The organism is Caballeronia sp. TF1N1 (assembly GCF_022878925.1).
In the GTDB taxonomy this organism is placed as follows: Bacteria; Pseudomonadota; Gammaproteobacteria; order Burkholderiales; family Burkholderiaceae; genus Caballeronia.
Window position 1 is genome coordinate 373,383 of sequence record NZ_CP084627.1, and the last position, 22,997, is coordinate 396,379.

Annotated in this window: 19 protein-coding genes; 11 read left to right on the forward strand and 8 right to left on the reverse strand. The window is 62.6% G+C overall.

Going from position 1 to position 22,997, the window contains the following annotated elements:
• Nucleotides 1-36: 36 nt before the first annotated feature.
• The 3 genes from LDZ28_RS15730 (at nucleotide 37) to LDZ28_RS15740 (ending at nucleotide 4,940) form a co-directional block, all read left to right on the forward strand.
• Nucleotides 37-1,098, forward strand: a complete 1,062-nt coding sequence (locus LDZ28_RS15730) for an alkene reductase (RefSeq protein WP_244829322.1) — start codon at nucleotides 37-39, stop codon at nucleotides 1,096-1,098.
• A 446-nt stretch (nucleotides 1,099-1,544) separates the two neighbouring features.
• Nucleotides 1,545-3,236: an aspartate-alanine antiporter gene (gene aspT, locus LDZ28_RS15735; protein ID WP_244829323.1), complete on the forward strand. Its 1,692-nt coding sequence runs from the start codon at nucleotides 1,545-1,547 to the stop codon at nucleotides 3,234-3,236.
• A gap of 63 nt (nucleotides 3,237-3,299) precedes the next feature.
• Nucleotides 3,300-4,940, forward strand: coding sequence for a bifunctional aspartate transaminase/aspartate 4-decarboxylase (locus tag LDZ28_RS15740; RefSeq protein ID WP_244829324.1), 1,641 nt, complete (start codon nucleotides 3,300-3,302; stop codon nucleotides 4,938-4,940).
• An 81-nt stretch (nucleotides 4,941-5,021) separates the two neighbouring features.
• Here LDZ28_RS15740 and LDZ28_RS15745 read toward each other — a convergent pair whose 3' ends face one another.
• The gene (locus tag LDZ28_RS15745; RefSeq protein WP_244829325.1) at nucleotides 5,022-6,191 is read right to left on the reverse strand and encodes a porin; all 1,170 of its coding nucleotides are present in this window, start codon (nucleotides 6,189-6,191) and stop codon (nucleotides 5,022-5,024) included.
• Nucleotides 6,192-6,457: 266 nt separating this feature from the next.
• Here LDZ28_RS15745 and LDZ28_RS15750 point away from each other — a divergent pair, with 266 nt between their 5' ends.
• Nucleotides 6,458-6,826 carry a nuclear transport factor 2 family protein gene (locus LDZ28_RS15750; protein ID WP_244829326.1) on the forward strand — a complete coding sequence of 123 codons (369 nt, stop codon included), beginning with the start codon at nucleotides 6,458-6,460 and terminating at the stop codon, nucleotides 6,824-6,826.
• Between the two features lie 10 nt (nucleotides 6,827-6,836).
• Here LDZ28_RS15750 and LDZ28_RS15755 read toward each other — a convergent pair whose 3' ends face one another.
• The 3 genes from LDZ28_RS15755 to LDZ28_RS15765 all read right to left on the reverse strand — a co-directional run bounded on the left by LDZ28_RS15755 (nucleotide 6,837) and on the right by LDZ28_RS15765 (nucleotide 10,924).
• Entirely contained in the window at nucleotides 6,837-7,952 is a 1,116-nt protein-coding gene (locus LDZ28_RS15755; RefSeq protein WP_244829327.1) for a succinylglutamate desuccinylase/aspartoacylase family protein, read from the reverse strand.
• Between the two features lie 420 nt (nucleotides 7,953-8,372).
• The gene (locus tag LDZ28_RS15760) at nucleotides 8,373-9,164 is read right to left on the reverse strand and encodes an ABC transporter substrate-binding protein (RefSeq protein ID WP_244829328.1); all 792 of its coding nucleotides are present in this window, start codon (nucleotides 9,162-9,164) and stop codon (nucleotides 8,373-8,375) included.
• A gap of 251 nt (nucleotides 9,165-9,415) precedes the next feature.
• Nucleotides 9,416-10,924 carry an MDR family MFS transporter gene (locus tag LDZ28_RS15765; protein ID WP_244829329.1) on the reverse strand — a complete coding sequence of 503 codons (1,509 nt, stop codon included), beginning with the start codon at nucleotides 10,922-10,924 and terminating at the stop codon, nucleotides 9,416-9,418.
• A 146-nt stretch (nucleotides 10,925-11,070) separates the two neighbouring features.
• Between LDZ28_RS15765 and LDZ28_RS15770 the strand changes: the two genes are divergently transcribed.
• The 3 genes from LDZ28_RS15770 (at nucleotide 11,071) to LDZ28_RS15780 (ending at nucleotide 14,302) form a co-directional block, all read left to right on the forward strand.
• Nucleotides 11,071-11,760: a TetR/AcrR family transcriptional regulator gene (locus LDZ28_RS15770; RefSeq protein WP_244829330.1), complete on the forward strand. Its 690-nt coding sequence runs from the start codon at nucleotides 11,071-11,073 to the stop codon at nucleotides 11,758-11,760.
• A gap of 110 nt (nucleotides 11,761-11,870) precedes the next feature.
• Complete coding sequence (locus LDZ28_RS15775; RefSeq protein ID WP_244829331.1) at nucleotides 11,871-13,322, forward strand: MFS transporter; 1,452 nt, start codon at nucleotides 11,871-11,873, stop codon at nucleotides 13,320-13,322.
• An 86-nt stretch (nucleotides 13,323-13,408) separates the two neighbouring features.
• Nucleotides 13,409-14,302: a ferritin-like domain-containing protein gene (locus tag LDZ28_RS15780; RefSeq protein WP_244829332.1), complete on the forward strand. Its 894-nt coding sequence runs from the start codon at nucleotides 13,409-13,411 to the stop codon at nucleotides 14,300-14,302.
• Here LDZ28_RS15780 and LDZ28_RS15785 read toward each other — a convergent pair.
• Nucleotides 14,295-15,029: a TetR/AcrR family transcriptional regulator gene (locus LDZ28_RS15785; RefSeq protein WP_244829333.1), complete on the reverse strand. Its 735-nt coding sequence runs from the start codon at nucleotides 15,027-15,029 to the stop codon at nucleotides 14,295-14,297. The genes LDZ28_RS15780 and LDZ28_RS15785 overlap by 8 nt on opposite strands.
• Nucleotides 15,030-15,193: 164 nt before the next feature.
• Between LDZ28_RS15785 and LDZ28_RS15790 the strand changes: the two genes are divergently transcribed.
• The 3 genes from LDZ28_RS15790 (at nucleotide 15,194) to LDZ28_RS15800 (ending at nucleotide 20,049) form a co-directional block, all read left to right on the forward strand.
• Nucleotides 15,194-16,375, forward strand: coding sequence for an isovaleryl-CoA dehydrogenase (locus tag LDZ28_RS15790; protein WP_244829334.1), 1,182 nt, complete (start codon nucleotides 15,194-15,196; stop codon nucleotides 16,373-16,375).
• Nucleotides 16,376-16,383: 8 nt separating this feature from the next.
• Nucleotides 16,384-17,991: a carboxyl transferase domain-containing protein gene (locus tag LDZ28_RS15795; RefSeq protein WP_244829335.1), complete on the forward strand. Its 1,608-nt coding sequence runs from the start codon at nucleotides 16,384-16,386 to the stop codon at nucleotides 17,989-17,991.
• A 69-nt stretch (nucleotides 17,992-18,060) separates the two neighbouring features.
• Nucleotides 18,061-20,049, forward strand: coding sequence for an acetyl/propionyl/methylcrotonyl-CoA carboxylase subunit alpha (locus tag LDZ28_RS15800; protein ID WP_244829336.1), 1,989 nt, complete (start codon nucleotides 18,061-18,063; stop codon nucleotides 20,047-20,049).
• A gap of 17 nt (nucleotides 20,050-20,066) precedes the next feature.
• On the opposite strand, the gene LDZ28_RS15805 is transcribed toward LDZ28_RS15800, so the two are convergent.
• Nucleotides 20,067-20,597, reverse strand: coding sequence for an OmpA family protein (locus LDZ28_RS15805; protein ID WP_244829337.1), 531 nt, complete (start codon nucleotides 20,595-20,597; stop codon nucleotides 20,067-20,069).
• Nucleotides 20,598-20,844: 247 nt separating this feature from the next.
• Here LDZ28_RS15805 and LDZ28_RS15810 point away from each other — a divergent pair, with 247 nt between their 5' ends.
• Nucleotides 20,845-21,948 (forward strand): AI-2E family transporter, encoded by a 1,104-nt coding sequence (locus LDZ28_RS15810; protein WP_244829338.1) that lies wholly within the window; start codon nucleotides 20,845-20,847, stop codon nucleotides 21,946-21,948.
• Between the two features lie 35 nt (nucleotides 21,949-21,983).
• Here LDZ28_RS15810 and LDZ28_RS15815 read toward each other — a convergent pair whose 3' ends face one another.
• Together LDZ28_RS15815 and pcaG are read right to left on the reverse strand one after the other, a co-directional pair.
• The gene (locus LDZ28_RS15815; RefSeq protein ID WP_244829339.1) at nucleotides 21,984-22,304 is read right to left on the reverse strand and encodes a DUF2288 domain-containing protein; all 321 of its coding nucleotides are present in this window, start codon (nucleotides 22,302-22,304) and stop codon (nucleotides 21,984-21,986) included.
• 80 nt (nucleotides 22,305-22,384) lie between these two features.
• Nucleotides 22,385-22,993, reverse strand: coding sequence for a protocatechuate 3,4-dioxygenase subunit alpha (gene pcaG / locus LDZ28_RS15820; RefSeq protein WP_244829340.1), 609 nt, complete (start codon nucleotides 22,991-22,993; stop codon nucleotides 22,385-22,387).
• Nucleotides 22,994-22,997 lie beyond the last annotated feature (4 nt).

Consider the following 22,997-nt stretch of genomic DNA (forward strand, 5'->3'; position numbering starts at 1 on the left):
AATCTTCTTTACATTTCTTCAGGATACCTTACATCTATGCCGACTCTTTTCGATCCGCTCAAAGTAGGCGCGTTGACGCTCAAGAACCGCATCATCATGGCGCCGCTCACGCGGCAACGTGCAGGCGTGGAACGCGTGCCTAACGCGTTGATGGCGCAGTATTACGCCGACCGCGCATCGGCTGGTCTCATCTTGAGCGAAGCCACCTCGGTCACGCCGCAAGGCTTGGGCTACGCGGATACCCCCGGCATCTGGTCGGACGAACAAGTCGAAGGCTGGAAGCTCGTGACGCACGCCGTGCACGAAGCGGGCGGCAAGATCTTCCTGCAACTGTGGCACGTCGGCCGTATTTCGGACCCCATCTTCCTGAACGGCGAACTGCCGGTTGCGCCGAGCGCGATTGCAGCAAGCGGACACGTGAGCCTCGTGCGTCCGCAGCGTCCGTTCGTGACGCCGCGCGCACTGGAACTCGATGAAATCGAAGGCGTGGTCGCGGCTTATCGCAAGGGCGCGGAAAATGCGAAGCGCGCGGGCTTCGACGGCGTGGAAGTGCATGGCGCGAACGGCTATCTGCTCGACCAGTTCCTGCAGGACAGCACCAACAAGCGTACCGACGAATACGGCGGCGCAATCGAAAACCGCGCGCGTCTCATGCTCGAAGTGGTCGATCAATGTATCGACGTATGGGGCGCGGATCGCGTGGGCGTGCATCTGGCGCCGCGCGCCGATTCGCACAGCATGGGCGACAGCGACCGCGCCGCGACCTTCGGTTACGTCGCACGCGAACTCGGCAAGCGCAACGTGGCGTTCATCGCCGCGCGCGAGTCGGAAGGCGCCGACAGTCTCGGGCCGCAACTGAAGAAGGCGTTCGGCGGCGTGTATATCGCCAACGAAGGCTTCACCAAGCAAAGCGCGGAAGCGGCAATCGAGCGCGGCGACGCCGATGCGGTCGCGTGGGGCAAGCCGTTCATCGCGAATGCGGATCTCGTGCGACGCTTCGAACTCGACGCGCCGCTCAACGCGCCGGACACCTCGACGTTCTATTCGGCAGGCGCGACGGGCTATACGGATTACCCGTTGCTCGAAACCACCGAGTAAGTTGCAACGCGTCGGACAGAACGCAGCAAGCATTTCGGTTCCATGGAAACAGCGGCTTCGGCCGCTGTTTTTTTTCGTCCGCACGATCGGCCGGGGACGGTTCGAATCGACTCGTGCAACGCCCGCAACGAGCAGGAGGGACCTCCGAAACTATCGTTTTTTAGTTCAACTGCGTGGCGAAAATAGTGTATTGCTAGGCATCAGACAGCCGTGTTGAAGCCTCTTTTTTCGCCGTGACGCATGCGCCAATTCTCTGTGCGTCGTCCGTTTGCAGATCGCGATTCGTGCCCATGAACCGTTCGATGCAACTCGATTTTCTCTCGCAAGCACTCGCCCGTATTGCGGCAACGGGGAGCGCATCGTTGCAGGTCATTCGTTTTCCTTCATTCCTTCCTTGCCCAAGAAGCATGTAACGGTCGCGGGGCTGATCCCCGAGAGGAGTGCACATGTCCTGGTTCACAGCAACGCTGCACAGCTATCCCGAGATAGCCATCTTTCTTTCGCTGGGTATCGGTTATTGGTTCGGCGGCAAGAGCTTCAAGGGCTTCAGCCTCGGCGCGGTAACGTCTACCTTGCTGGCCGCCATCGCGATCGGGCAGCTCGGCATCACCATCTCGCCGAACGTCAAATCCGTCTTCTTCCTGATGTTCCTGTTCGCGGTCGGTTACGGCGTGGGTCCGCAGTTCGTGCGCGGCATCGCCAAGGACGGCTTGCCGCAGGCCATCTTCTCCGTCATTCAGTCCGTGCTGTGCCTCGCCTTTCCGTATCTTGCGGCGAAACTTGCCGGATACGACGTCGGTTCGGCGGCGGGACTTTTCGCGGGATCGCAGACCATCTCCGCTTCGATGGGCCTCGCCACCGACGCCGTCAACCGGCTCGGCCTGGCGCCGAACGACGCCAAGGTATTGCTCGACGCGATGCCGACCGCCTACGCCGTCACGTACATCTACGGCACGATCGGTTCGGCGATGATCCTCGCGCTGCTCGGGCCGAAGCTGCTCAACATCGACCTCGTGGCGGCCTGCCAGCAGTACGAGGAAGAGATGGGCGGTAGCGGCGAACTGGGCGGCGCGGGCAGCGGCTGGCATCAGTTCGCGCTTCGCGCGTATCGCATTGGCGAAGAGGGGCGTGTGGTCGGCATGAAGGTCGGCGAAGCGGAGGCGCTCGAACCTGCAGGCGTGCGGCTTTTCATTGAACGAATCCGGCGTGGCGGGACGATTCAAGAAGCCAAGGTCGACGACGTCCTGCTAGCGGGCGATGTCGTCGCCGTCGTCGGACGACGCGAGCATCTCGTGAATCTGCTGGGCGGCGTGGCAACCGAAGTGGACGATGCCGAACTGCTCGCCGTGCCGGTGGAAGGCGTCGATGTCTACGTGACGAGCAAGGCCGTCGACGGCAAGACGCTGGAGGAACTCTCGCAACTGCCTGGCGCGCGCGGCGTGTTTCTGCGCAAGATCAAGCGCGGCGCGACCGAAACGGCCATCCCCGTGTTGCCGAGCACCAAGCTGCATCGCGGCGACACCATCACGCTCGTCGGCCGCACGCAGGATACGTCGGCCGTGGCGAAAGCGGTCGGCGTGATCGACCGTCCGACCGATGCCGCCGACATGGCCTTCGTCGGCCTCGCGATCACGCTGGGTGCGCTGATCGGCGCAGTCGTGATCCGCTTCGGCGCGATTCCCATCACCTTGTCCACGGCGGGCGGCGCGCTGATCGCGGGCATCGTGTTCGGCTGGCTGCGCGCGATCCATCCGACCTTCGGCCGCATTCCGGGGCCCACCATCTGGTTCATGAATTCGGTCGGGCTGAACGTGTTCATCGCGGTGGTCGGCATCTCGGCGGGACCGGGCTTCGTCGCGGGTCTGCAGAAGCTCGGCGTGAGCCTCTTTCTGTGGGGCATCTTCGCGTCGTCGGTGCCGCTCATCATCGGCATGTATATCGCCAAGTACGTGTTCAAGTTTCACCCGGCGCTGTTGCTCGGCATCTGTGCGGGCGCGCGCACGACCACGGCGGCGCTCGGCATGCTTTGCGATGCCGCGAAGAGCCAGGTGCCGGGTCTTGGTTATACGGTGACTTATGCCGTCGGCAATACGCTGCTCACGATCTGGGGCATGGTGATCGTGATGTTGCTGACATGATGCCCGAGCCTTTCGTGCTTCCGTTGTTCAACTCTACGTATCTTTTGCCAGTGGGGGTGTCGGATGTCCAAATCCTCTAAGTCGGGTTCCGACGATCAGGCCGCAATGGCGGCGCTCAGTCCGTTCGAACTAAAGGACGAACTCATCAAGGCGGCCGGCGGCGGCGCGGTCGAGCGTCCCGCCAATTTGTCGATGCTCAACGCGGGTCGCGGCAATCCGAACTTTCTCGCGACGATTCCGCGTCACGGTTTCTGGCAACTGGGCCTCTTCGCCATGCGCGAATCCGAGCGCTCGTTCGCCTATATGCCCGAAGGCGTGGGCGGCTTTCCGAAGCACGAAGGCCTTGAAGAACGCTTCGAGATCTTCGCGCGCGACCACAAGGGAACGCCCGGCATCAGCTTTCTGGTGGGCGCGGTGTCTTACGTGCGCGACCAGCTTGGACTGAACGCAGCCGACTTTCTCTACGAGATGTGCGAAGGCATTCTCGCTTCGAACTATCCCGTGCCCGACCGCATGCTGAAACTGTCGGAGGTCATCGTCGGGCAATATCTGCGGCGCGAGATGATCGGCAAGCACCCGTTCGTCGGCGACTTCGACATCTTCGCGGTCGAAGGCGGCACGGCGGCGATGACCTATATCTTCAACACGATGCGCGAGAACTTCCTGATCAAGGAAGGCGACACGATCGCGCTCGGCACGCCGATCTTCACGCCGTACATCGAGATCCCGCGCCTGAACGATTACAAGCTCAACGTCGTGAATCTCGAGGCCACGGTTGAAAACGGCTGGCAATACTCGAAGCAGGAACTCGACAAGCTGCGCGACCCGAAGGTGAAGGCGTTCTTCCTCGTCAATCCGAGCAATCCGCCATCGGTAAAGATGGATGCCGAGAGTCTCGAATATATCGCGGAGATCGTTAAGGAACGGCCGGACCTGATTCTCCTGACCGACGATGTCTACGGCACCTTTGCGGACGACTTCGTCTCGCTCTTTGCGCTGTGTCCGAAGAACACGATCCTCGTATATTCCTATTCGAAATATTTTGGCGCGACGGGTTGGCGGCTCGGGACCATCGCGACGCATCGGCATAATATTTTCGACGATCAGCTCGCCGCGCTGCCGAAAGACCAGCGAGCCATCCTGCATGAACGCTACGAATCCATCACGACGGAGCCGGACAAGCTGAAGTTCATCGACCGACTGGTCGCCGACAGCCGCACGGTCGCGCTGAATCACACGGCGGGGCTATCCACGCCGCAGCAAGTGCAGATGGTGCTGTTCTCGCTCTTCTCGCTGATGGACACGCCCGACGCCTACAAGAGCGCGCTCAAACGGTTGATTCGCAATCGCAAACGCGCGTTGTATCGGGAAATCGGCATCGCGCTCGAAGACGAGGACGAAAATCAGGTCGATTACTACGCGATCCTCGACCTCGAATACATGGGCGAGAAGTCGCACGGCCGCGAGTTCGTCGATTGGGTGCTCAAGAACACCAAGCCTTCGGACTTGCTCTTCCAGCTGGCGAGGGAAGCGCGCGTCGTGTTGCTGCCAGGACGCGGCTTCGGCACGCAGCATCCTTCGGGACGCGTGTCGCTTGCGAATCTCAACGAGAGCGACTACATGCAGATTGGCCGCGCCATCCGCAAGCTGATGGACTCGTATGTCGAGCGCTTCAACAAGGAGACGGGCAAGAAGAGCAAGTAAGCGCACGCATGATGCGACAAGGGCCGCTCGTTCGACCGAGCGGCCCTTTTTTGCGCCTTGTTTTACCGTAACGGGCAGCGCTTAGAACTTGTGACGCACGCCCAGGCGGAACGCGAGCTGGTTGTTGGAACCCGTGCCCGACGTACCGAAGTAGCTCGTCGACGAACCGATCTGCGCCTGATTCTCGACGCCGCGATTCGAACCCGAAGCACGCTGATAGATGCCGAGCGCGTACACGTCCGTGCGCTTGCTCAATGCGTAGTCGAAGCTTGCATCGATCTGATGCCAGTGACCTTCCACGCCATCGGTCACGTCCATGTAGGTGTAGCCGAGCGCCGCCGTGATCGCGGACGTGAAGGCGTACTTGCCGCCGATGTCGAACGTATTGAGCTTCGAGCTCGCGCCGGTGATCGGTTCGAAGCGCGTGTTGGTCCAGAGGCCGAACACGGTCGCGGCGCCGAATGCATAGTTCGCGCCGATGCCGAACGTGCGCAGGTCCTTCGTGCCGCCAGTCGCGAGGTTCGCGAGCGCCGTGCTGAACGCGGGCGTCGCCGCGCCCGGATAGTGGATGTCGGTATAAGCCGCGCCCACGCCGACCGGACCGGCCTTGTAGTTCACACCGAAGCTGTAGGCACGCGACGAACCGGCGGTGGTCACGCCGCCCGCGGTCGTCGTCGGTGTGCCCGCAAAGGCGCCTGCCTGATTCGAGAAGCCGTACATCGCGCCGAACGTCACGCCATAAAAGCTCGCGCTGCTGAACTTGACCGAGTTGTTGATGCGGCTCGACGTGAGTTGATCGACGTCGTTGATGTGATAGCCATAGTTGCCCGCGACGGTTTGGCCGCCGATGGAGTAGGCCGAGCCGAGGTAATCGGTCGAGAACGTGTACTGTCGGCCGAGCGTGACCGAGCCAATGTCGTTCTTCGCGAGACCGACATACGCCTGGCGGCCGAATTCCGCGCCGCCCTGGCCGAGCGCGCCGGTGCCGCTGTTGAAGCCGTTTTCCAACGTGAAGATCGCCTTCAGGCCGCCACCGAGGTCTTCGGCGCCTTTCAGGCCCCAGCGGCTGCCCTGGGCCACGCCGTCGTCGTACTTGAAGTTGTGATCGCTGCCGCCAGTGACGGCGCTGTGGTTCACGTAGCTGACGCCTGCATCGATGATGCCGTACAGCGTGACGCTGCTCTGCGCATGAGCGGAAGTGGCGAAGGCGAAGGCGGCGAGGGCGGCGGTTGCCAGAAGGTTCTTCTTCAAAACGTGCTCCGGGATGAGTTCGCGGGTGTGGTGTGTGATCGTGCGTGTTCGTCGATGTCGCGCTGCGTTCTGCTGACGCTCGGTGCAACGGGCGCAAATGTAGCGGCCGCTGACTAAAGAAATATGACAGCGCTTTCGGATGGCTTGCGGTGTGTCGCGGCTGCAACAGCGCTAGCGCGGCGACGGCGTTTCATGCGTGCGTCCGCTTGCGCGAGACGCGCGGTATCCTCACGACTCCGCCCCATGACGGACAAGCGAGAAACAAAATGGACGAACACGGAATCCGCGAACTGGAAGAACGCCTGAAGCAGGCGATGATGGCGTCGGACGTGACTGCGCTTGACGCGCTCCTGGCCGACGACCTGACTTTCGTCGATGCCACCGGAAAGATATGGAGCAAGGCCGATGACCTGAACGGGCATCGCCATGGCATGCAGCGCATCGACAAGCTGGAGGTGGTGGAGCAGAGCGTGCGCGTGTACGGCGCGTTTGCCGTGACCGTCACGCGCGTTGCGCTCGCCGGGACATTCGGCGGCGCGCCGTTCGCGGGCAGCTTGCGCTACACGCGAACGTGGGGCGAGACCGCGAACGGCTGGCGCATCGTCGCGGCGCAGTGCGGTCTCATTCCGTTCTGACGTTCAAGGCTCAGGCGGACAACAGCGACCCCGTGCGATAAGCCTTCGCTCCCGCGATGCGCGCCACTTCCAACCCGGCGGTCGCAAAGCGCGTGATATGCCGCGCGTACAAAACGCCGGAGGTCGTGCACTTGAGCGTGGTGATGGTATCGGCGAGCGGGTCGATCACATCGGCGATGGCCGAGCCCGCCTCGATGAACGCGCCCACTTGCGCACGGAACACGAGAATGCCGCTCGCAGGCGCGACGATCGGCTCCGCGCCCGCGAGCGGCGTGGCCGGATACGCGAGCGGCGGCAGCGGCACTTGCGGCGCATCGATCACGCCGCGATGAATCAGATAATTGACGATGCCCTGCGCGTCCTTATCGCCGAGTTCATGCGAGACGTCGTGCTGGCTGCGCAACTCGACCGTCACCGAGATGCCGCCGTTCGGAATAGGGAAACGCTCGCCGAAACGCGTACGCAAGTCGGACCAGCAGAAGCTGTGGATTTCGTCGAACGGGTTGCCGACCGAGTTCAGCGCGAGCAGGGACGCCTTTGCATCGAGATAGCGCGCGAGCGGTTCGACATCGGCCCAGATATCCGGGTTCGTGTAGAGATGCAGCGCGGCGTCGAGATCGCAGTGCAGGTCGAGCACGACATCGGCGTCGTACGAGAGCTTTTGCAGCGCTAGACGTTGCGATTCGAGTTCGGTGTGCGCCGTTTGCTCGTCGAGCGCTTCCTTCATCGCGGCGCGCACGGCGAGCAGGTTCGCCTGACTGTCGCCGGAAAGGCGCGCTTCGATGCGCGGCGCGATCAACGCGGCCAGATCGTGAAAATTGCGGTTGAAGTTGTGGCCGCTATTGGCTTCGAAACGGCCGAGCAGTTGGCCGTGCAAGATCTGATTCAGCCCGATGGGATTCGGCACCGGCACGATCACCACTTCGCCTCTGAGCTTGCCGTCGGCTTCGAAAGCGGCGAGCAGGCGGCGCAATTTCCACGCGGCGAGCATGCCGGGCAATTCGTCCGCGTGCAGCGAGGACTGAATGTAGATTTTCTGACCGCCGCCCGAGCCGTAGTGATAACTCGTGATGGTGCGGGAAGTGCCGAGCGTCGGCGAAATGAGTTGATGAGTCTTGGTTTGCATGATGTGCGCGCGCATGCGAGTGCGCGGTCTTGTCTCGAATGATGTTTATGGCGGGCCAGCGTGCACGGGCGAGATTGCCGCGTGCCATGGCGATGGCGTCTCCTGTCGACCGGAATGAGCGCTGATGGTGCTTGCCGCGCCCGGTTCCGGTTCCATGCGAGATTGCTGCCGTCGGCTATGCCTCGGACGTTCGATCTTAGCCGAAATCCGCGCGGCGGCGCGTCGGGACGTTTGCGGAGTTGCGCGGAAGGCCAAGGCGGGCACTGAAGAGCGCACCGTTGCTGCGACAAAAGCAGACTCAGCAAAAGCGACCTGCCAGGCGCCAAAAACAAAGCGGGCTCCGCAAAAAAACGCGGAGCCCGCTTCGTAGCCCACTCGAGCGAAGGCCGGTGTGACCGGCGCTTCGCCCGAAGGCATGACTTAGCTGCCGTACACGTCGAAGTCGAAGTACTTCTTCTCGATCTTCTTGTACGTGCCGTCCTTGATGATGTCGGCAATTGCCTTGTCGACTTGCGTCTTGAGGTCGGTGTCTTCCTTGCGCATGCCGATGCCCGCGCCTTCGCCCAGCACCTTCTTGTCGACGATATCCTTGCCCGCGAAGTCATAGCCAGTACCGCGCGGCGTCTTCAGGAAGCCGATTTCGGCCTGCACGGCGTCTTGCAGGGCGGCGTCCAGACGGCCCGAAGTCAGATCGGCGTAGACCTGATCCTGGTTCTGGTACGGCGTCACCGTCACGCCCTTCGGCGCCCAGTAGGTCTTGGCGTAGGTTTCCTGGATCGTGCCTTGTTCCACACCCACGGTCTTGCCCTTCAGGCTTTCGGCCGTCGGCAGGATGTTGCTGCCCTTCTTCGCAACGAGACGCGTCGGCGTGTTGAACAGCTTGCTCGAGAAAGCGATCTGCTCGGCGCGTTGCGGCGTCATGGACATCGACGAGAGCACGCCGTCGAACTTCTTCGCCTTGAGGGCGGGGATCATGCCGTCGAAATCGTTCTCCACCCATACGCACTTGGCCTTCAGGCGCGCGCAGATCTCGTTGCCGAGATCGATGTCGAAACCGGTCAGCTTGCCATCCGAACCCTTCGATTCGAACGGGGGATAGCTTGCGTCGACGCCAAAGCGAATCGTCGAATAGTCCTTGGCGTGCGCGGTGACGGCGGTGAGCGACGTGGCGGCAAGGAGGGACATCGTCAGGGCCGCGATCAGTTTCTTCACTGTTATTACTCCAGATGGTGGTCGGTTCATCCCGGCAGGTCTCGTATCCGGGCATCCGGCGCCGTAATTGGCGACGCCGGACCTTTGGGTCTTCCGCGGATCGTGTCCGGGCAGAATCGGCAGAAGGGTACCAAGCCAAAATTGTCAGGCATCTAGTGAAAGCACCGATAGCGGCGATTTAGAACTTTCCTTCACATGATTTCGCAAGTGGTTTTGTCTGAATTCTACCGACTTCCTTGCTGCTTACTTTCTCAATGCTTGCGAAGCGGATGGTCCTTGAGAAACCACGACAGCGCAAAAGCGATGCACGCAATACAAGCCGCGACCAGATAAACCGTGTGCATGGAGCCGGCGAACGCGCTCAGATAATCGTCATGCAACGCGGCCGGCAGATTCGCCACCGCGAGCGGCCCGAGCGAACGCGGCATCTCCGTGCCGGCCGGAATCAGCGTTTCGAGCCGGCCGCGCAGGCTTCCCGAGAAAATCGCGCCGAAAGCGGCCACGCCGACCGAGCCGCCGATCGAGCGAAAGAGCGTCGCGCTGGAGGTCGCCACGCCGATCATCCGGAATTCGACCACGTTCTGCACCGCCAGCACGAGCACCTGCATCACCATGCCGAGCCCGAGGCCGAGCAGCAGCATGTAGCCGTACATGACCGGCAGCGGCGTGTCGAGGCGCAGCGTGGACAGCAGCACCATGGCGAGCGTGACGAGCCCCGTGCCCGCGATCGGGAAAAACCGGTACTTCCCGATCTTGCTGATGACCCGGCCGCTCACGATGGACGAAAGCAGCACGCCGGCCATCATGGGCGTGATCTGCAAACCGGCCTGCGACGGCGTGGAGCCCTTGACCACTTGCAAATAGAGCGGCAGGAACGTGACCGCGCCGAACAGCGCGCAGCCGACAATGAAACCGATCAGCCCGGCCAGCACGAAGGTGGGTTCCTTGAAGAGCGAGAGCGGCATGATGGGCTCGGCGGCGAGCCGTTCCTCATAGACGAATCCGCCGATGCAGATCAAGCCGAGCGCGAGCGTGCACCACAGTTGCGGTGAACTCCACGGCAAGAGCGCGCCGCCTTCGCTGGTGAACAGGATGATGCAGGTGAGCGCGGCGGCTAGAAAGCCCGCACCCATATAGTCCACGCGATGGTTCACGTGCGCCGTATGCGGCTTGAATACGGTCTGGATGACGGCGAGCGCGATCACGCCGAGCGGCACGTTGATGTAGAAAATCCAGCGCCACGACAGATGCTCGACCAGAAAGCCGCCAAGCAGCGGCCCGACGACCGTGGCAAGGCCATACACACCGCCGAAAAGCCCCTGGAAGCGACCGCGTTCGGCGGGTGGTATGACATCGGCGATGGCGGCCATGGTGACCACCATCAGCCCGCCGCCGCCGAGCCCCTGCAACGCGCGCAGCGCGATCAATTGCGTCATGTTCTGCGCGACGCCGCAGAGGATAGACCCGGCAAGGAATATCAGGATGGATGCCTGAAGCACGACCTTGCGTCCGAGCTGATCGCCGAATTTGCCGTAAAGCGGCACGACGATGGTCGAACTGAGCAGATAGGACGTGACGACCCACGACAAGTTTTCGAGTCCGCCGAGCTCGCCGACGATGGTTGGGAGCGCTGTCGACACGATGGTTTGATCGAGCGCGCCGAGCAGCATGACGAGCAAAAGCGCCGTAAAGAGCAGGCCGAGCGGCGGTTTTGCGGCTTCGTCGACGCCTGCAGGGGCGGTTCGGTGTAAAGATGTCATATCGACCTGTACTTGCGTAGGGACGCCTTTGGCGTCGTGAAAAGCGCTTCAATCCGGTTCTCAGGGCTGCCCGCTGAAAACGGATTGAATTTAATTAACATGAAAGTTAATATAAACGATCATCGAAGGCTCGTCAAACCATCTCTATGTCAAACGATGTAATCGGAGCCGAGTTGCCCGGCGAATCGGGCGAGGTTCAACTGAAGAAAGCGGGGCGGCGGCCGGGCCGTCCGAGCGGCGGTCACAGCGCCGAGGCGCGGGCGCACTTGCTGGATACGGCGCTGATGTTGTTTGCGCGGCAGGGCATCGGCGAAACGACGCTCGGGGCGATTGCCCGCGAGGCCGGCGTAACGCCCGCAATGGTCCATTACTATTTCAAGACGCGCGAGCAGCTACTCGATGTGTTGATCGACGAACGCTTCGCGCCGTTGCGCTCGGAACTGGGACGCGTATTCAACGATCCCTCGGCCGAGCCCGCCGACACCTTGCGCGCCTTCGTGGAGGCGCTGGTCGCGACGGTGGACAAGCATCCGTGGTTCGCGGCGCTGTGGGTACGCGAAGTCATCAGCGAAGGTGGCGTGCTGCGTCAGCGCATGGCAGAACGCTTCGGCGACGAGCGCAAGGATTTGGCGATCGAGCGCATCGCCGGATGGCAGAAAGCGGGCAAGGTAAATCCGGCGCTGGAGCCATCGCTCGTGTTCGTATCGTTGTTCGGACTCGCGGTGTTTCCGCTTGCGACATCACGCTGGCGCGGACAGGGCGCAGGCGCGATCAGCAAGGAGCAGATCGCGCGGCATGCGGTGGCGTTGTTGATGGATGGGATTCGGGCTGACTGATCCGCCCCTCGCAGCTAAAATGCGGCCCTCGTCACGCGCGCCGAAGACCACCCCTTCGCGCGGGACGCCACATCCGCAAAAGAACCGTCCGGTCGACAGGAGACATATCAATGGCAACTTCCCCCGCGGCGGGCGCACAGCGCGCATCGGCCGCTGCGTCCGCGTCCGCGCCACCCGAAATCACCGCCGGCCTCATTTCCGCGCGTCTCGACCGGCTGCCGGCAACGCGCACCATCTGGACTTTCATCGCGCTCCTGAGTCTCGGCTTCTTCTTCGAGCTCTACGACTTGCTGTACTCCGGTTACGTCGCGCCAGGGCTGGTAAAGAGCGGCATCCTCACGCCAACAACAGCGAGTTTCTTCGGTTTCACGGGCGTGGCGAGCTTTATTGCGTCGCTGTTCGCGGGGCTGTTCATCGGCACGGTGGCGTGCGGTTTTCTCGCCGACCGTTTCGGCCGCCGCGCGATCTTCACGTATTCGCTGCTCTGGTACACCGTCGCGAATCTCATCATGGCGTTTCAGGACACCGCGACCGGCCTCAACTTCTGGCGCTTCATCGCCGGCGTGGGGATTGGCGTGGAACTGGTGACGATCGGCACGTATATTTCCGAACTCGCGCCGAAGCACATCCGTGGACGCGCTTTCGCCTGCGAGCAGGCAGTCGGTTTCATGGCGGTGCCGGTGGTCGCGTTCCTCGCTTATCTGCTGGTGCCGCGCGCGCCGTTCGGCTTCGACGGATGGCGCTGGGTCGTCGTGATAGGTGCGCATGGCGCGCTCTTCGTCTGGTGGATTCGCCGCACGCTGCCCGAAAGTCCGCGCTGGCTCGCGCAAAAGGGACGCCTCGCCGAAGCGGATCGCGTAATGTCGGCGCTCGAAGCCAAGGTGGAACGCGAATACGGCCGGCCGTTGCCGCCGCCCGCCGCGCCCGAGCCGGTGCTCGACGCCGCGCAGGGCGCAGGCTCGTTCGCCGATATGTGGAAGCCGCCCTACGGCCGCCGCGCCACGATGATGATCATCTTCAACGTGTTCCAGACGGTCGGTTTCTACGGCTTCGCCAACTGGGTGCCGGCCTTGCTCGTGAAGCAGGGCGTCACGGTCACGTCGAGCCTGATGTATTCGAGCATCATCGCGATCGCGGCGCCCATCGGGCCGATCATCGGGCTCTTGATTGCCGACCGCATCGAGCGCAAGACGGCCATCGTCGCCATGGCGGGCGCGAATATCGTCTGCGGGCTGCTGTTCAGCCAGTCGTCGAACGCCATGTTCCTGATCGCGATGGGCGTCGGGCTCACGCTGTCGTCGAACATCATGTCGTACAGCTTCCACGCGTATCAGACCGAGTTGTTCCCGACCAGCATCCGCGCGCGCGCCGTCGGCTTCGTCTATTCGTGGAGCCGGTTTTCGGCGATTTTCACGTCATTCATCATCGCGGCCGTGCTCAAGGGTTTCGGGACGACCGGCGTGTTCGTGTTCATCGCGGGCGCCATGCTCGTCGTGATGGCGGCGATCGGCCTGATGGGACCGCGTACGCGCGACATGGCGCTCGAAAAAATCTCGCATTGACGTGAATTGAGCAGCGATTGCTGCGGATTGTCGGCCGGTATGCCAAAATCCGCAGAACGTACCCGATCGTCGCTCAATTTTCGAATATGTCCGACACGCTCACTCCGGTAGAAGCAGATCATGCGATGCGTAATTGGACGTATCGATCGTCAGGAAAGATTCGGATTGGCTCGGATCAGCATCTGCGGATGTTCTGCGAGATGTTGCTGACGACGCACAATCCGTACAAACCGGCCGTGATCGAATGGCCGAAGCTGGACCCGGCGGCGCTCAAGCGCGTGACGTCGCTGCCCATCTGGGACATCGCGGTGCAGACGGAAGGGCGCGCCTCCATTCGCGTGGCGACTTACGCGGCGGCGGTTCACGACCCGCATTTGCGCGAAGCGTTGCGCATGAACGGCGGGGAAGAAGCGCGCCACAAGCTCGTACTCTCGAAACTCGTCGAAGCCTATGGCATCGAGCTCGCGCCCGAGCCGCCGTATCCCGCACCGGACGACGCATTGCGCGCGTGGATGCTCACGGGCTACAGCGAGTGCATCGACAGTTTCTTTGCGTTCGGCTTGTTCGAGGCGGCGCGCCAGTCAGGCTATTTTCCCGAAGCGCTCGTCGAAACCTTCGAGCCGGTGATTCAGGAAGAAGCGCGTCACATTCTGTTTTTTGCCAACTGGGTGGCGTGGTATCGGCGCAGTCTGCCGTGGTATCGGAAGCCTGGTTTCCTGCTCAAAACCGCGAGCGTCTGGATTTCGCTGATTCGCGACCGCATTTCGCTCGCGCGCGGTTTCGACACGAGCGGCGCGGCACAAGATGCCAACTTCCCGGCCAACGTCGGCGATTCCGTGGCGGGCAATGTTTCCGTCGCTTCCTTGATCGACCTGTGTCTCGCGGAAAACGCGCGTCGCATGAGCGGTTACGACGCGCGGCTCTTGCGCCCGACCACCGTGCCGATGCTCGCGCGTCTCGCGCGCCGCTTCGTCAAGTAAGCGGCTTCTCTTCGCTCGATGCCGCTTCGTAGCGGCGCGATGCGTCTTCGACATCCTGTCGAAACTGCGCTAGCGCCGCCGTTTTCGCATCGGCGGGTTGCAGCGCGGCCCACAGCACTTCCACCAGTTCATTCGCCGTCGTCTCGATCTGAGTCTGACTCAGGCGGCGTTTTGCAAGCGTGGCGTCCCACAGCACGTGTTCCATCGGCCCGAAAACGAGCGAGCGCAAAAGACGCAGCGGAACGTCGCCGCGGACGTGGCCGAGCGTCTGTCCGCGCGCGAGCACGTCCATGAGCGGCGCGGTGTAGCGGCGCTGCAATTCGGTGAGCGTGTCCGACAGATCGTGCTGGCGCGTGCGGCCTTCCGAGAGCACGAGCGCGCACAGACCGGTGCCGTTCATCAGCATCAACCGCAAATGCGTTCTCACGATGAACGCAAACTGCTGGCGCACCGAGGCGTCGCGCGGCATGCCGGTCTCGAAGGCATCGATGATTTCGTCGTACCAGTCCGCGATCACGCGGGCGCACAATTCCCGCTTGCCGCTGAAATAGCTGAACACCGTGGCTTCCGAAATGCCGGCGCGCTGCGCGATTTCCGCGCTGGTGGCGCCGTCGTAGCCTTTCTCGGCGAAGACCTCGCGGCCGGCCTGGAGGATCTCGCGCACGCGTTGTTGCGATTTGACGCCCGATGGCGTGCGGCGGTTGGAAGCGGTGCTTTGCGTGGACATGGCGGTAGCGGAAGAGCGTGCGCAAGAAATGTGAGCGTAGCTCAAAAACCTATTGACGGAAAGACGAATAGAGGATGAAATTGGCCCATTCTGCGGCGCTCCATCTGCTGTGAGTGAAACTCAAACGCGACGCGCCGAAACATTGCATCTGGAGGAGACACCCCATGAGCACCGTGCCGGGCCTGAACTTCGCGCTAGGCGAAGACATCGATATGTTGCGCGACACGCTTCAGCATTTCGCGTCGAAGGAAATCGCGCCGCGCGCCGCCGAAATCGACCGCACCGACCAGTTCCCAATGGACCTCTGGAAGAAATTCGGCGACATGGGCGTGCTCGGCATGACGGTATCCGAGGAATACGGCGGCGCGAATCTCGGCTACACCGCGCACATGGTCGCGATGGAAGAAATCTCGCGGGCGTCGGCATCGGTCGGGCTGTCGTACGGCGCGCATTCGAACCTGTGCGTGAACCAGATTCATCGCAACGGCACGGAAGAACAGAAGCGCAAGTATCTGCCGAAGCTCGTTTCCGGCGAACACGTCGGCGCGCTTGCCATGAGCGAGCCGAACGCCGGATCGGATGTCGTCAGCATGAAGCTGCGCGCGGACGAGAAGGGCGACCATTACGTGCTCAACGGCACCAAGATGTGGATCACCAACGGCCCGGATTGCGACACGCTCGTCGTCTACGCGAAGACGGATATCGAAGCGGGCGCGCGGGGCATCACGGCTTTCATCGTCGAGAAGGGCATGAAGGGCTTCTCGGTCGCTCAGAAACTGGACAAGCTCGGCATGCGCGGCTCGCATACCGGCGAACTCGTGTTCGAGAACGTGGAAGTGCCGAAGGAAAACATTCTCGGCGCATTGAACGGCGGCACGAAGGTGCTGATGAGCGGTCTCGACTACGAGCGCGCCGTGCTCGCGGGCGGGCCGACCGGCATCATGCTCGCCTGCATGGATGCGGTCGTGCCGTATATCCATGACCGCAAGCAGTTCGGGCAAGCCATCGGCGAATTCCAACTGATTCAAGGCAAGGTCGCGGATCTCTATACGACGCTGCAAGCGTGCCGCGCATATCTCTTCGCGGTGGGCCGCCAGCTCGATACGCTCGGCTCGGGCCACGTGCGCCAGGTGCGCAAGGACTGCGCGGGCGTGATTCTCTACACGGCCGAAAAAGCCACGTGGATGGCCGGCGAAGCCATCCAGATTCTTGGCGGCAACGGCTACATCAACGAGTATCCGGTGGGACGCCTGTGGCGCGATGCCAAGCTCTATGAAATCGGTGCGGGCACGAGCGAGATTCGCCGCATGCTGATCGGTCGCGAACTGTTCGCCGAGACGGCTTGAGGCGCGTCATGGCGATCATCGAATCGAAACTGAACCCGCGCAGCGAAGATTTTCGGAGCAACGCCGCCGCGCTCGAAGCGCTCGTCGCGGATCTCAAGGCAAAAGTCGCGAAGCTCGCGGAAGGCGGCGGTCAAGCCGCGCGTGACCGGCACGTGTCGCGCAACAAGCTCTTGCCGCGCGACCGCATTGCGCAACTGCTCGATCCGGGCACGCCGTTTCTCGAACTCTCGCAGCTCGCGGCCTACGGCATGTACAACGACGACGCGCCGGGCGCGGGCATCATCACGGGCATCGGGCGCATTGCGGGACAGGAGTGCGTGATCGTCTGCAACGACGCGACCGTGAAAGGCGGCACGTACTATCCAGTGACGGTGAAGAAGCATCTGCGCGCGCAGGAAATTGCCGAGCAGAACCGCCTGCCGTGCGTCTATCTCGTCGATTCGGGCGGCGCGAACCTGCCGAATCAGGACGACGTGTTCCCCGACCGCGATCACTTCGGCCGCATCTTCTACAACCAGGCGAACATGTCGGCGGCGGGCATCGCGCAAATCGCGGTGGTCATGGGCTCGTGCACGGCGGGCGGCGCTTATGTTCCGGCGATGAGCGACGAGTCGATCATCGTGAAGGATCAGGGCACGATTTTTCTGGGTGGCCCGCCGCTCGTCAAGGCCGCGACCGGCGAGGAAGTCAGCGCCGAGGATCTCGGCGGCGGCGACGTGCACACGCGTCTTTCCGGCGTCGTCGACCATCTCGCGCAGAACGACGCGCATGCGCTCGGCATCGCGCGCAGTATCGTCGGCAATCTCAATCGCGTGAAGACGCCGCCGCTCGCGCTCAAGGAACCGCTGCCGCCGCGCCATGAAGCGCAGAGCCTTTACGGCGTGATTCCCGTCGATACCCGCAAGCCTTTCGACGTGCGCGAAGTGATCGCGCGCATCGTCGACGATTCCGCTTTCGACGAATTCAAGGCGCGCTACGGCACGACGCTCGTCACTGGCTTCGCGCATATCTGGGGGCATCCGGTCGGCATCGTCGCGAACAACGGCATTCTGTTTTCCGAGTCGGCGTTGAAGGGCGCCCACTTCATCGAACTATGCTGCCAGCGCAAGATTCCACTCTTGTTCCTGCAGAACATCATGGGCTTCATGGTCGGGCGCAAGTACGAAAACGAAGGCATCGCGCGTAACGGCGCGAAGATGGTGACGGCCGTGGCCACGGCAAAGGTGCCGAAGTTCACGGTGATCATCGGCGGTTCGTTCGGTGCGGGCAATTACGGCATGTGCGGCCGCGCCTACTCGCCGCGTTTTCTGTGGATGTGGCCGAACGCGCGCATCTCGGTCATGGGCGGCGAACAGGCCGCGTCCGTGCTCGCAACCGTCAAGCGCGACGGCATCGAGAAGAAGGGCGGCGCGTGGTCGAAGGACGAAGAGGAAGCGTTCAAGGCGCCGATTCGCGATCAATACGAGGCGCAGGGTCATCCGTACTATGCAAGCGCGCGTCTTTGGGATGACGGCGTGATCGATCCGGCGCAAACGCGCGACGTGCTGGGCCTGGGCCTTGCCGCGGCGATGAACGCGCCGATCGAAGACACGCGCTTCGGCGTATTCCGCATGTGACGCCAGACGTCGGGACCCAGGCGCCCGACTCGCGTCTCGCACCTCAAGCTGATCCACGGATGTGAAGCCATGTTCAACAAGATTCTGATTGCAAATCGCGGCGAGATCGCCTGCCGTGTCGCGGCGACGGCGAAGCGCATGAATATCGGCAGCGTCGCCGTTTATTCGGACGCGGATGCCCAAGCGAAACACGTCGATGTCTGCGATCAAGCCGTGCACGTGGGCGGCGCGGCGGCATCCGAAAGCTATCTGCGCATGGAGCGAATTGTCGAGGCAGCGCTTTCGAGCGGCGCGCAAGCCGTGCATCCGGGCTACGGCTTTCTTTCCGAGAACGAAGACTTCGCCAATGCATGCGAGAAAGCGGGCATCGTCTTCATCGGGCCGCCGGTCGAAGCCATTCGCGCGATGGGTTCCAAGGCCGCGGCCAAGGCGCTCATGCAATCCGCGTCGGTGCCGCTCGTGCCCGGCTATCACGGCGACGATCAGGACGCCGCGCTCCTGCAACGCGAGGCGGATCGCATCGGCTATCCGGTGCTGCTGAAGGCAAGCGCGGGCGGCGGCGGCAAGGGCATGCGAGTCGTCGAAAAGAGCGAGGACTTCGCGGCGGCGCTCGCCTCATGCAAGCGCGAAGCGGCGTCGAGCTTCGGCAACGATCGCGTGCTGATCGAAAAATACTTGCTGCGCCCGCGTCATGTCGAAGTGCAAGTATTCGCCGATACGCACGGCAACGCGGTCTATCTGTTCGATCGCGATTGCTCGGTGCAGCGTCGGCATCAGAAGGTGCTCGAAGAAGCGCCCGCGCCCGGTCTCTCCGATGCCACCCGACGCGCCATGGGCGAAGCCGCCGTGGCGGCGGCACGCGCGGTGAACTACGTCGGCGCGGGCACGGTCGAGTTCATCATGACGCAGGACGGCCAGTTCTACTTCATGGAGATGAATACGCGCCTGCAGGTCGAGCATCCGGTGACCGAGATGGTGACCGGGCTCGATCTGGTCGAATGGCAACTGCGCGTGGCGGCGGGCGAGCCTTTGCCCCTGTTGCAAGACGCGCTGAAGGTGCACGGTCATGCCATCGAAGCGCGCATCTATGCGGAGAACCCGGCGCGCGGCTTTTTGCCATCGACGGGCACGCTCAAGCATCTCGCATTGCCGCAGGCGGTGAGTTTTTCGATCGATGGCGACGTGCGTATCGACAGCGGCGTGCGCGAAGGCGACGCCATCACGCCGTTCTACGACCCGATGATCGCGAAGCTGATCGTGCATGGCCGCGACCGTCGCGATGCGCTCGCCCGCATGGCACGGGCGCTGGCCGACTGCGAGATCGTCGGGTTGCATACGAACGTCGAATTCCTGCAACGTATCGTGAAAAGCGAGCCGTTTTCGCAAGGCGAGCTCGATACCGGTTTGATCGAGCGTCATCGCGACACCTTGTTCGCGCCGCCAACCGTACCGCGCAACAAGGCGCTCGCGCTTGCCTGCGCCGCGCTGCTTACGCGCGAAGGCGGCGAGGCGCACGGTCACTCGCCGTGGGACGCGCTCTCGCACTGGCGCATGGCGGGCGGTTATAGCCAGGACCTGAACTGGCGCGAGGTCGATCACGACGACATGTTCAAGGTCGTCTTCACGAAAGACGACGGGAAGCGGCTCGCGCTCGATGGCAAGAGCGCGCGCTTCGACTGGACGCATGGCGGCGCGACCGATTACACCGTGCAATTGGACGACAACCTGCTAAAAGGCACCGTCTTCACCGAAGGCGACATCTTCCACGTCTTTCTCGAAGGCGCGGAATTCCAGTTCGAATGGCAAAACCTGATGGCTCATGCGGGCGACGCCGAACACGAAGGCCGTCTCACCGCGCCGATGCCCGGCAAGGTCATCGCGGTATTGGTGGAGGCAGGCGCGATGGTGGCGAAGGGCGCGCCGCTCATCGTCATGGAAGCCATGAAGATGGAGCATACGATCGTTGCGCCCACGGCGGGAAAAATCGGCGAGATTCTCTTCGATGTCGGCGATCAGGTTGCCGACGGTTCGCAGTTGCTGGTGCTCGAAGCGAGTTGAAGGAAGCCAGAAGCGCGTTACTTCCTGGGCCTGCCGAGCAACGTGTCCTGGCTCTCGGTGCGCACGAGAATCTCGACGCGCCGGTTTAGCGCGCGGCCCTGCGGCGTGTCGTTATTAGCGATGGGCCGCAGGTAAGCCATGCCCTTGGTCGTAATGCGCTCGGCCGGCACGCCGCGCGCGATCAACGCATTCGCAACGGCATTCGCGCGCGCCAGCGACAGTTCGCGGTTGTAGGCGAGCGAGCCTTCGTCGTCGGTGTGGCCTTCGATCAGAACAGGCCGCATGCTGCGTTTGAGCACATCCGCGACGCGGTCCAGCACGGCGATGTTCTGCACGCGGATGCGCGCTTCGTCCCTATCGAAGAGCGGCGCGTCGGGCAGGCGCATCTCCACGCCGCCTTTGACCTGCAGCATGGTGATGCCGTACTGCGCGTTCAGCTTGTCTTCTTTCGTGCGGCTGAGGCCGCTCGAACAGCCTGAGAATAAACTCGCCAGCATCGCAAGCGACGCGCATGTTCCAACGGCCGACTGTAATGCTCTACCTGCCATCCCGTGCTTTCCCTTCTCTTAAGAGAGGCTTTGATTATACGGAGCCCGAATCTTACCGTTGTAAATAACATTTGCTGCTTGCCCGCAACGATGCGGAACGCTTTGTGCGGATCGAGCGCCAACCTAGTGCCAACTGGGCGTCAACCGGGCGCCAACTTCGTCCGAACGTTCGACGCGCTTACAATGCGTGCGACCATTCAGGTTATCGATTCGAATTCCGTCTTTCTTCCTGCGAGCTTTCACCGTCATGTCTACACCGCGATATCCGCGTAATCCAGAGCGCAGCAACGAGCATGATACGGACCCGGGCGCACGCATCAACAAGGTACAGCGGGCGGCGTCGGCGGCGCTTTACACGGTGCTCGTGCTGATTGCGCTCTACACGGCGCGCACGTTCATTCCGGCGGTGGTGTGGGCTATCGTGATCGCCATTTCATTGTGGCCGGCGCTGCACTGGCTGGAACAGCGTCCGCTGTTCAGGCGGCACAATATCTTGCTCGCGGCGTTTCTTGCCACGGCGGTCGGGCTGCTCTTCGTGGTGCCGTTCGCCATCGTCGCCGCGCAGACCGCCAACGAAGCGAGCGACATGCTCCGCTGGTTCCACGACGTCTTGCGCACCGGTATTCCGATGCCCGCTTTCGTCGAGCATCTGCCGATGGGTTCGCAACAGGTCTCGCACTGGTGGCAGGAGAATCTGGCGACACCGCTCGAATCGTCGCCTGCCGTGAAGCGTCTGCATAGCGCGACGGTCGTCGCGATGACGCGCCATTTCGGCGGACGCGTGGTGCATGGGCTCGTCATTTTCGGCTTCATGCTGATGACGCTGTTCTTCATGTTCCAGGCGGGCGCGCGGCTTGGCGAGCAACTGATCGCGGGATCGCGGCGCGCGTTTGGCGCGGACGGTGCGGCGCTCATCCGGCGCATGGCGGACTCCGTGCGCAGCACGGTGATCGGTCTCGTGGTGGTTGGCCTGGGCGAGGGCGCTTTGCTCGGTATCGCCTATGGCATCACGGGCGTGCCGCACGCCACCTTGCTCGGCATGCTGACCGCGGTCGCCGCTATGCTGCCGTTCTGCGCGCCGATCGTCTTCCTCGGCTCGGCGCTATGGCTGCTCGCGCAAGGCTCCGTGATTTCGGCTGCCAGCGTGGCGATCTTCGGGCTGATCGTGGTCTTCATCTCCGAGCATTTCGTGCGACCAGTGCTGATCGGCGGCTCCACGCGCCTGCCGTTTCTGCTCGTCTTGTTCGGCATCCTGGGCGGCGCGGAAACGTTCGGGCTGATCGGGCTTTTCATCGGCCCGGCATTGATGACGATTCTCGTCGTGCTATGGACGGACTGGGTGCGCGATTGAAGACGAAGTCGATGAAGCGCCGCGCGTGACGTAATTCAGATGCCCGCGCCGCGTTCCTGCACGCAGACCCAGGGCGATACCACCACGGCCCACAACTCGGGATCGCGCGCGGCGATATCGACGGCGGTCTGCGCCTGCAAGCGCTCAATGAGTCCGGCCGAGAGCCATTGCGTAACCTGCTGCGTGTCGTCGTTGGCGACCGCCTCGGCCACGCTCACGAGATCCAGGTCGCCCTTCACCCAGATCAGCGCGCCCTTTGCGAAGAAGCGTTCGAGTTCGGACCAGCCGATCTGCGCGGTTTCTGCAAGCAGCTTGGTGTAGAGCGGGCTGGGGCTTTGGTTGGAAGCGTCGGTCATAACGGAAGCAATGGAAACGAAAAGGCGTCCGACACTATAGCGCAGTGCCGGACGCCTTCGTTTCGCCTTGAAGCGGACGTTCAGAGGTCGAAGAACACGGTCTCGTTCGGGCCGCGAAGATGAATGTCGAAGCGATAGATCGTGCCCGACACACCCGGCTTGCCCGTCGGTCCCGCTTCGCGCTTGGCGATCAGCGTATGGCGGCGCTCGGCCGGCACGGCGGCGAGCACGGCGTCGTTCGCGTTGGCTTCGGTTTCATCGTTGAAATAGATGCGCGTGTAGCTGTGCAGCAGCATGCCGCGCATCAGCACGATGACATCGAGATGCGGCGCGGCATCGTCGGCGGTCTTGCCGGGCTTCACCGTATCGACGATAAAACGCAGCTTCGGGTCCGTGCCCGTGCCGACGCGCGCGAATCCGCGAAAGCCCGACTCGCGCGCGGCTTCGGCGCTTTCCACGTAACGGCCGTTCGCGTCAGCCTGCGCGATTTCGATGAGCGCGTCGCCAATGGGCTTGCCTTCCGCGTCGTACACGTTGCCGACCACGGCGATATGCTCGCCCGGCACTTCACGATCCGCGGCCGATGCCGTGAACAGGCTCTTCAGATCGAAGTTGTATTGCTCGGGAACGAGGCCGTAGGCGAAGTACGGTCCGACGGTCTGCGATGGGGTTTGTTTGAGCGTGGTCATGTCG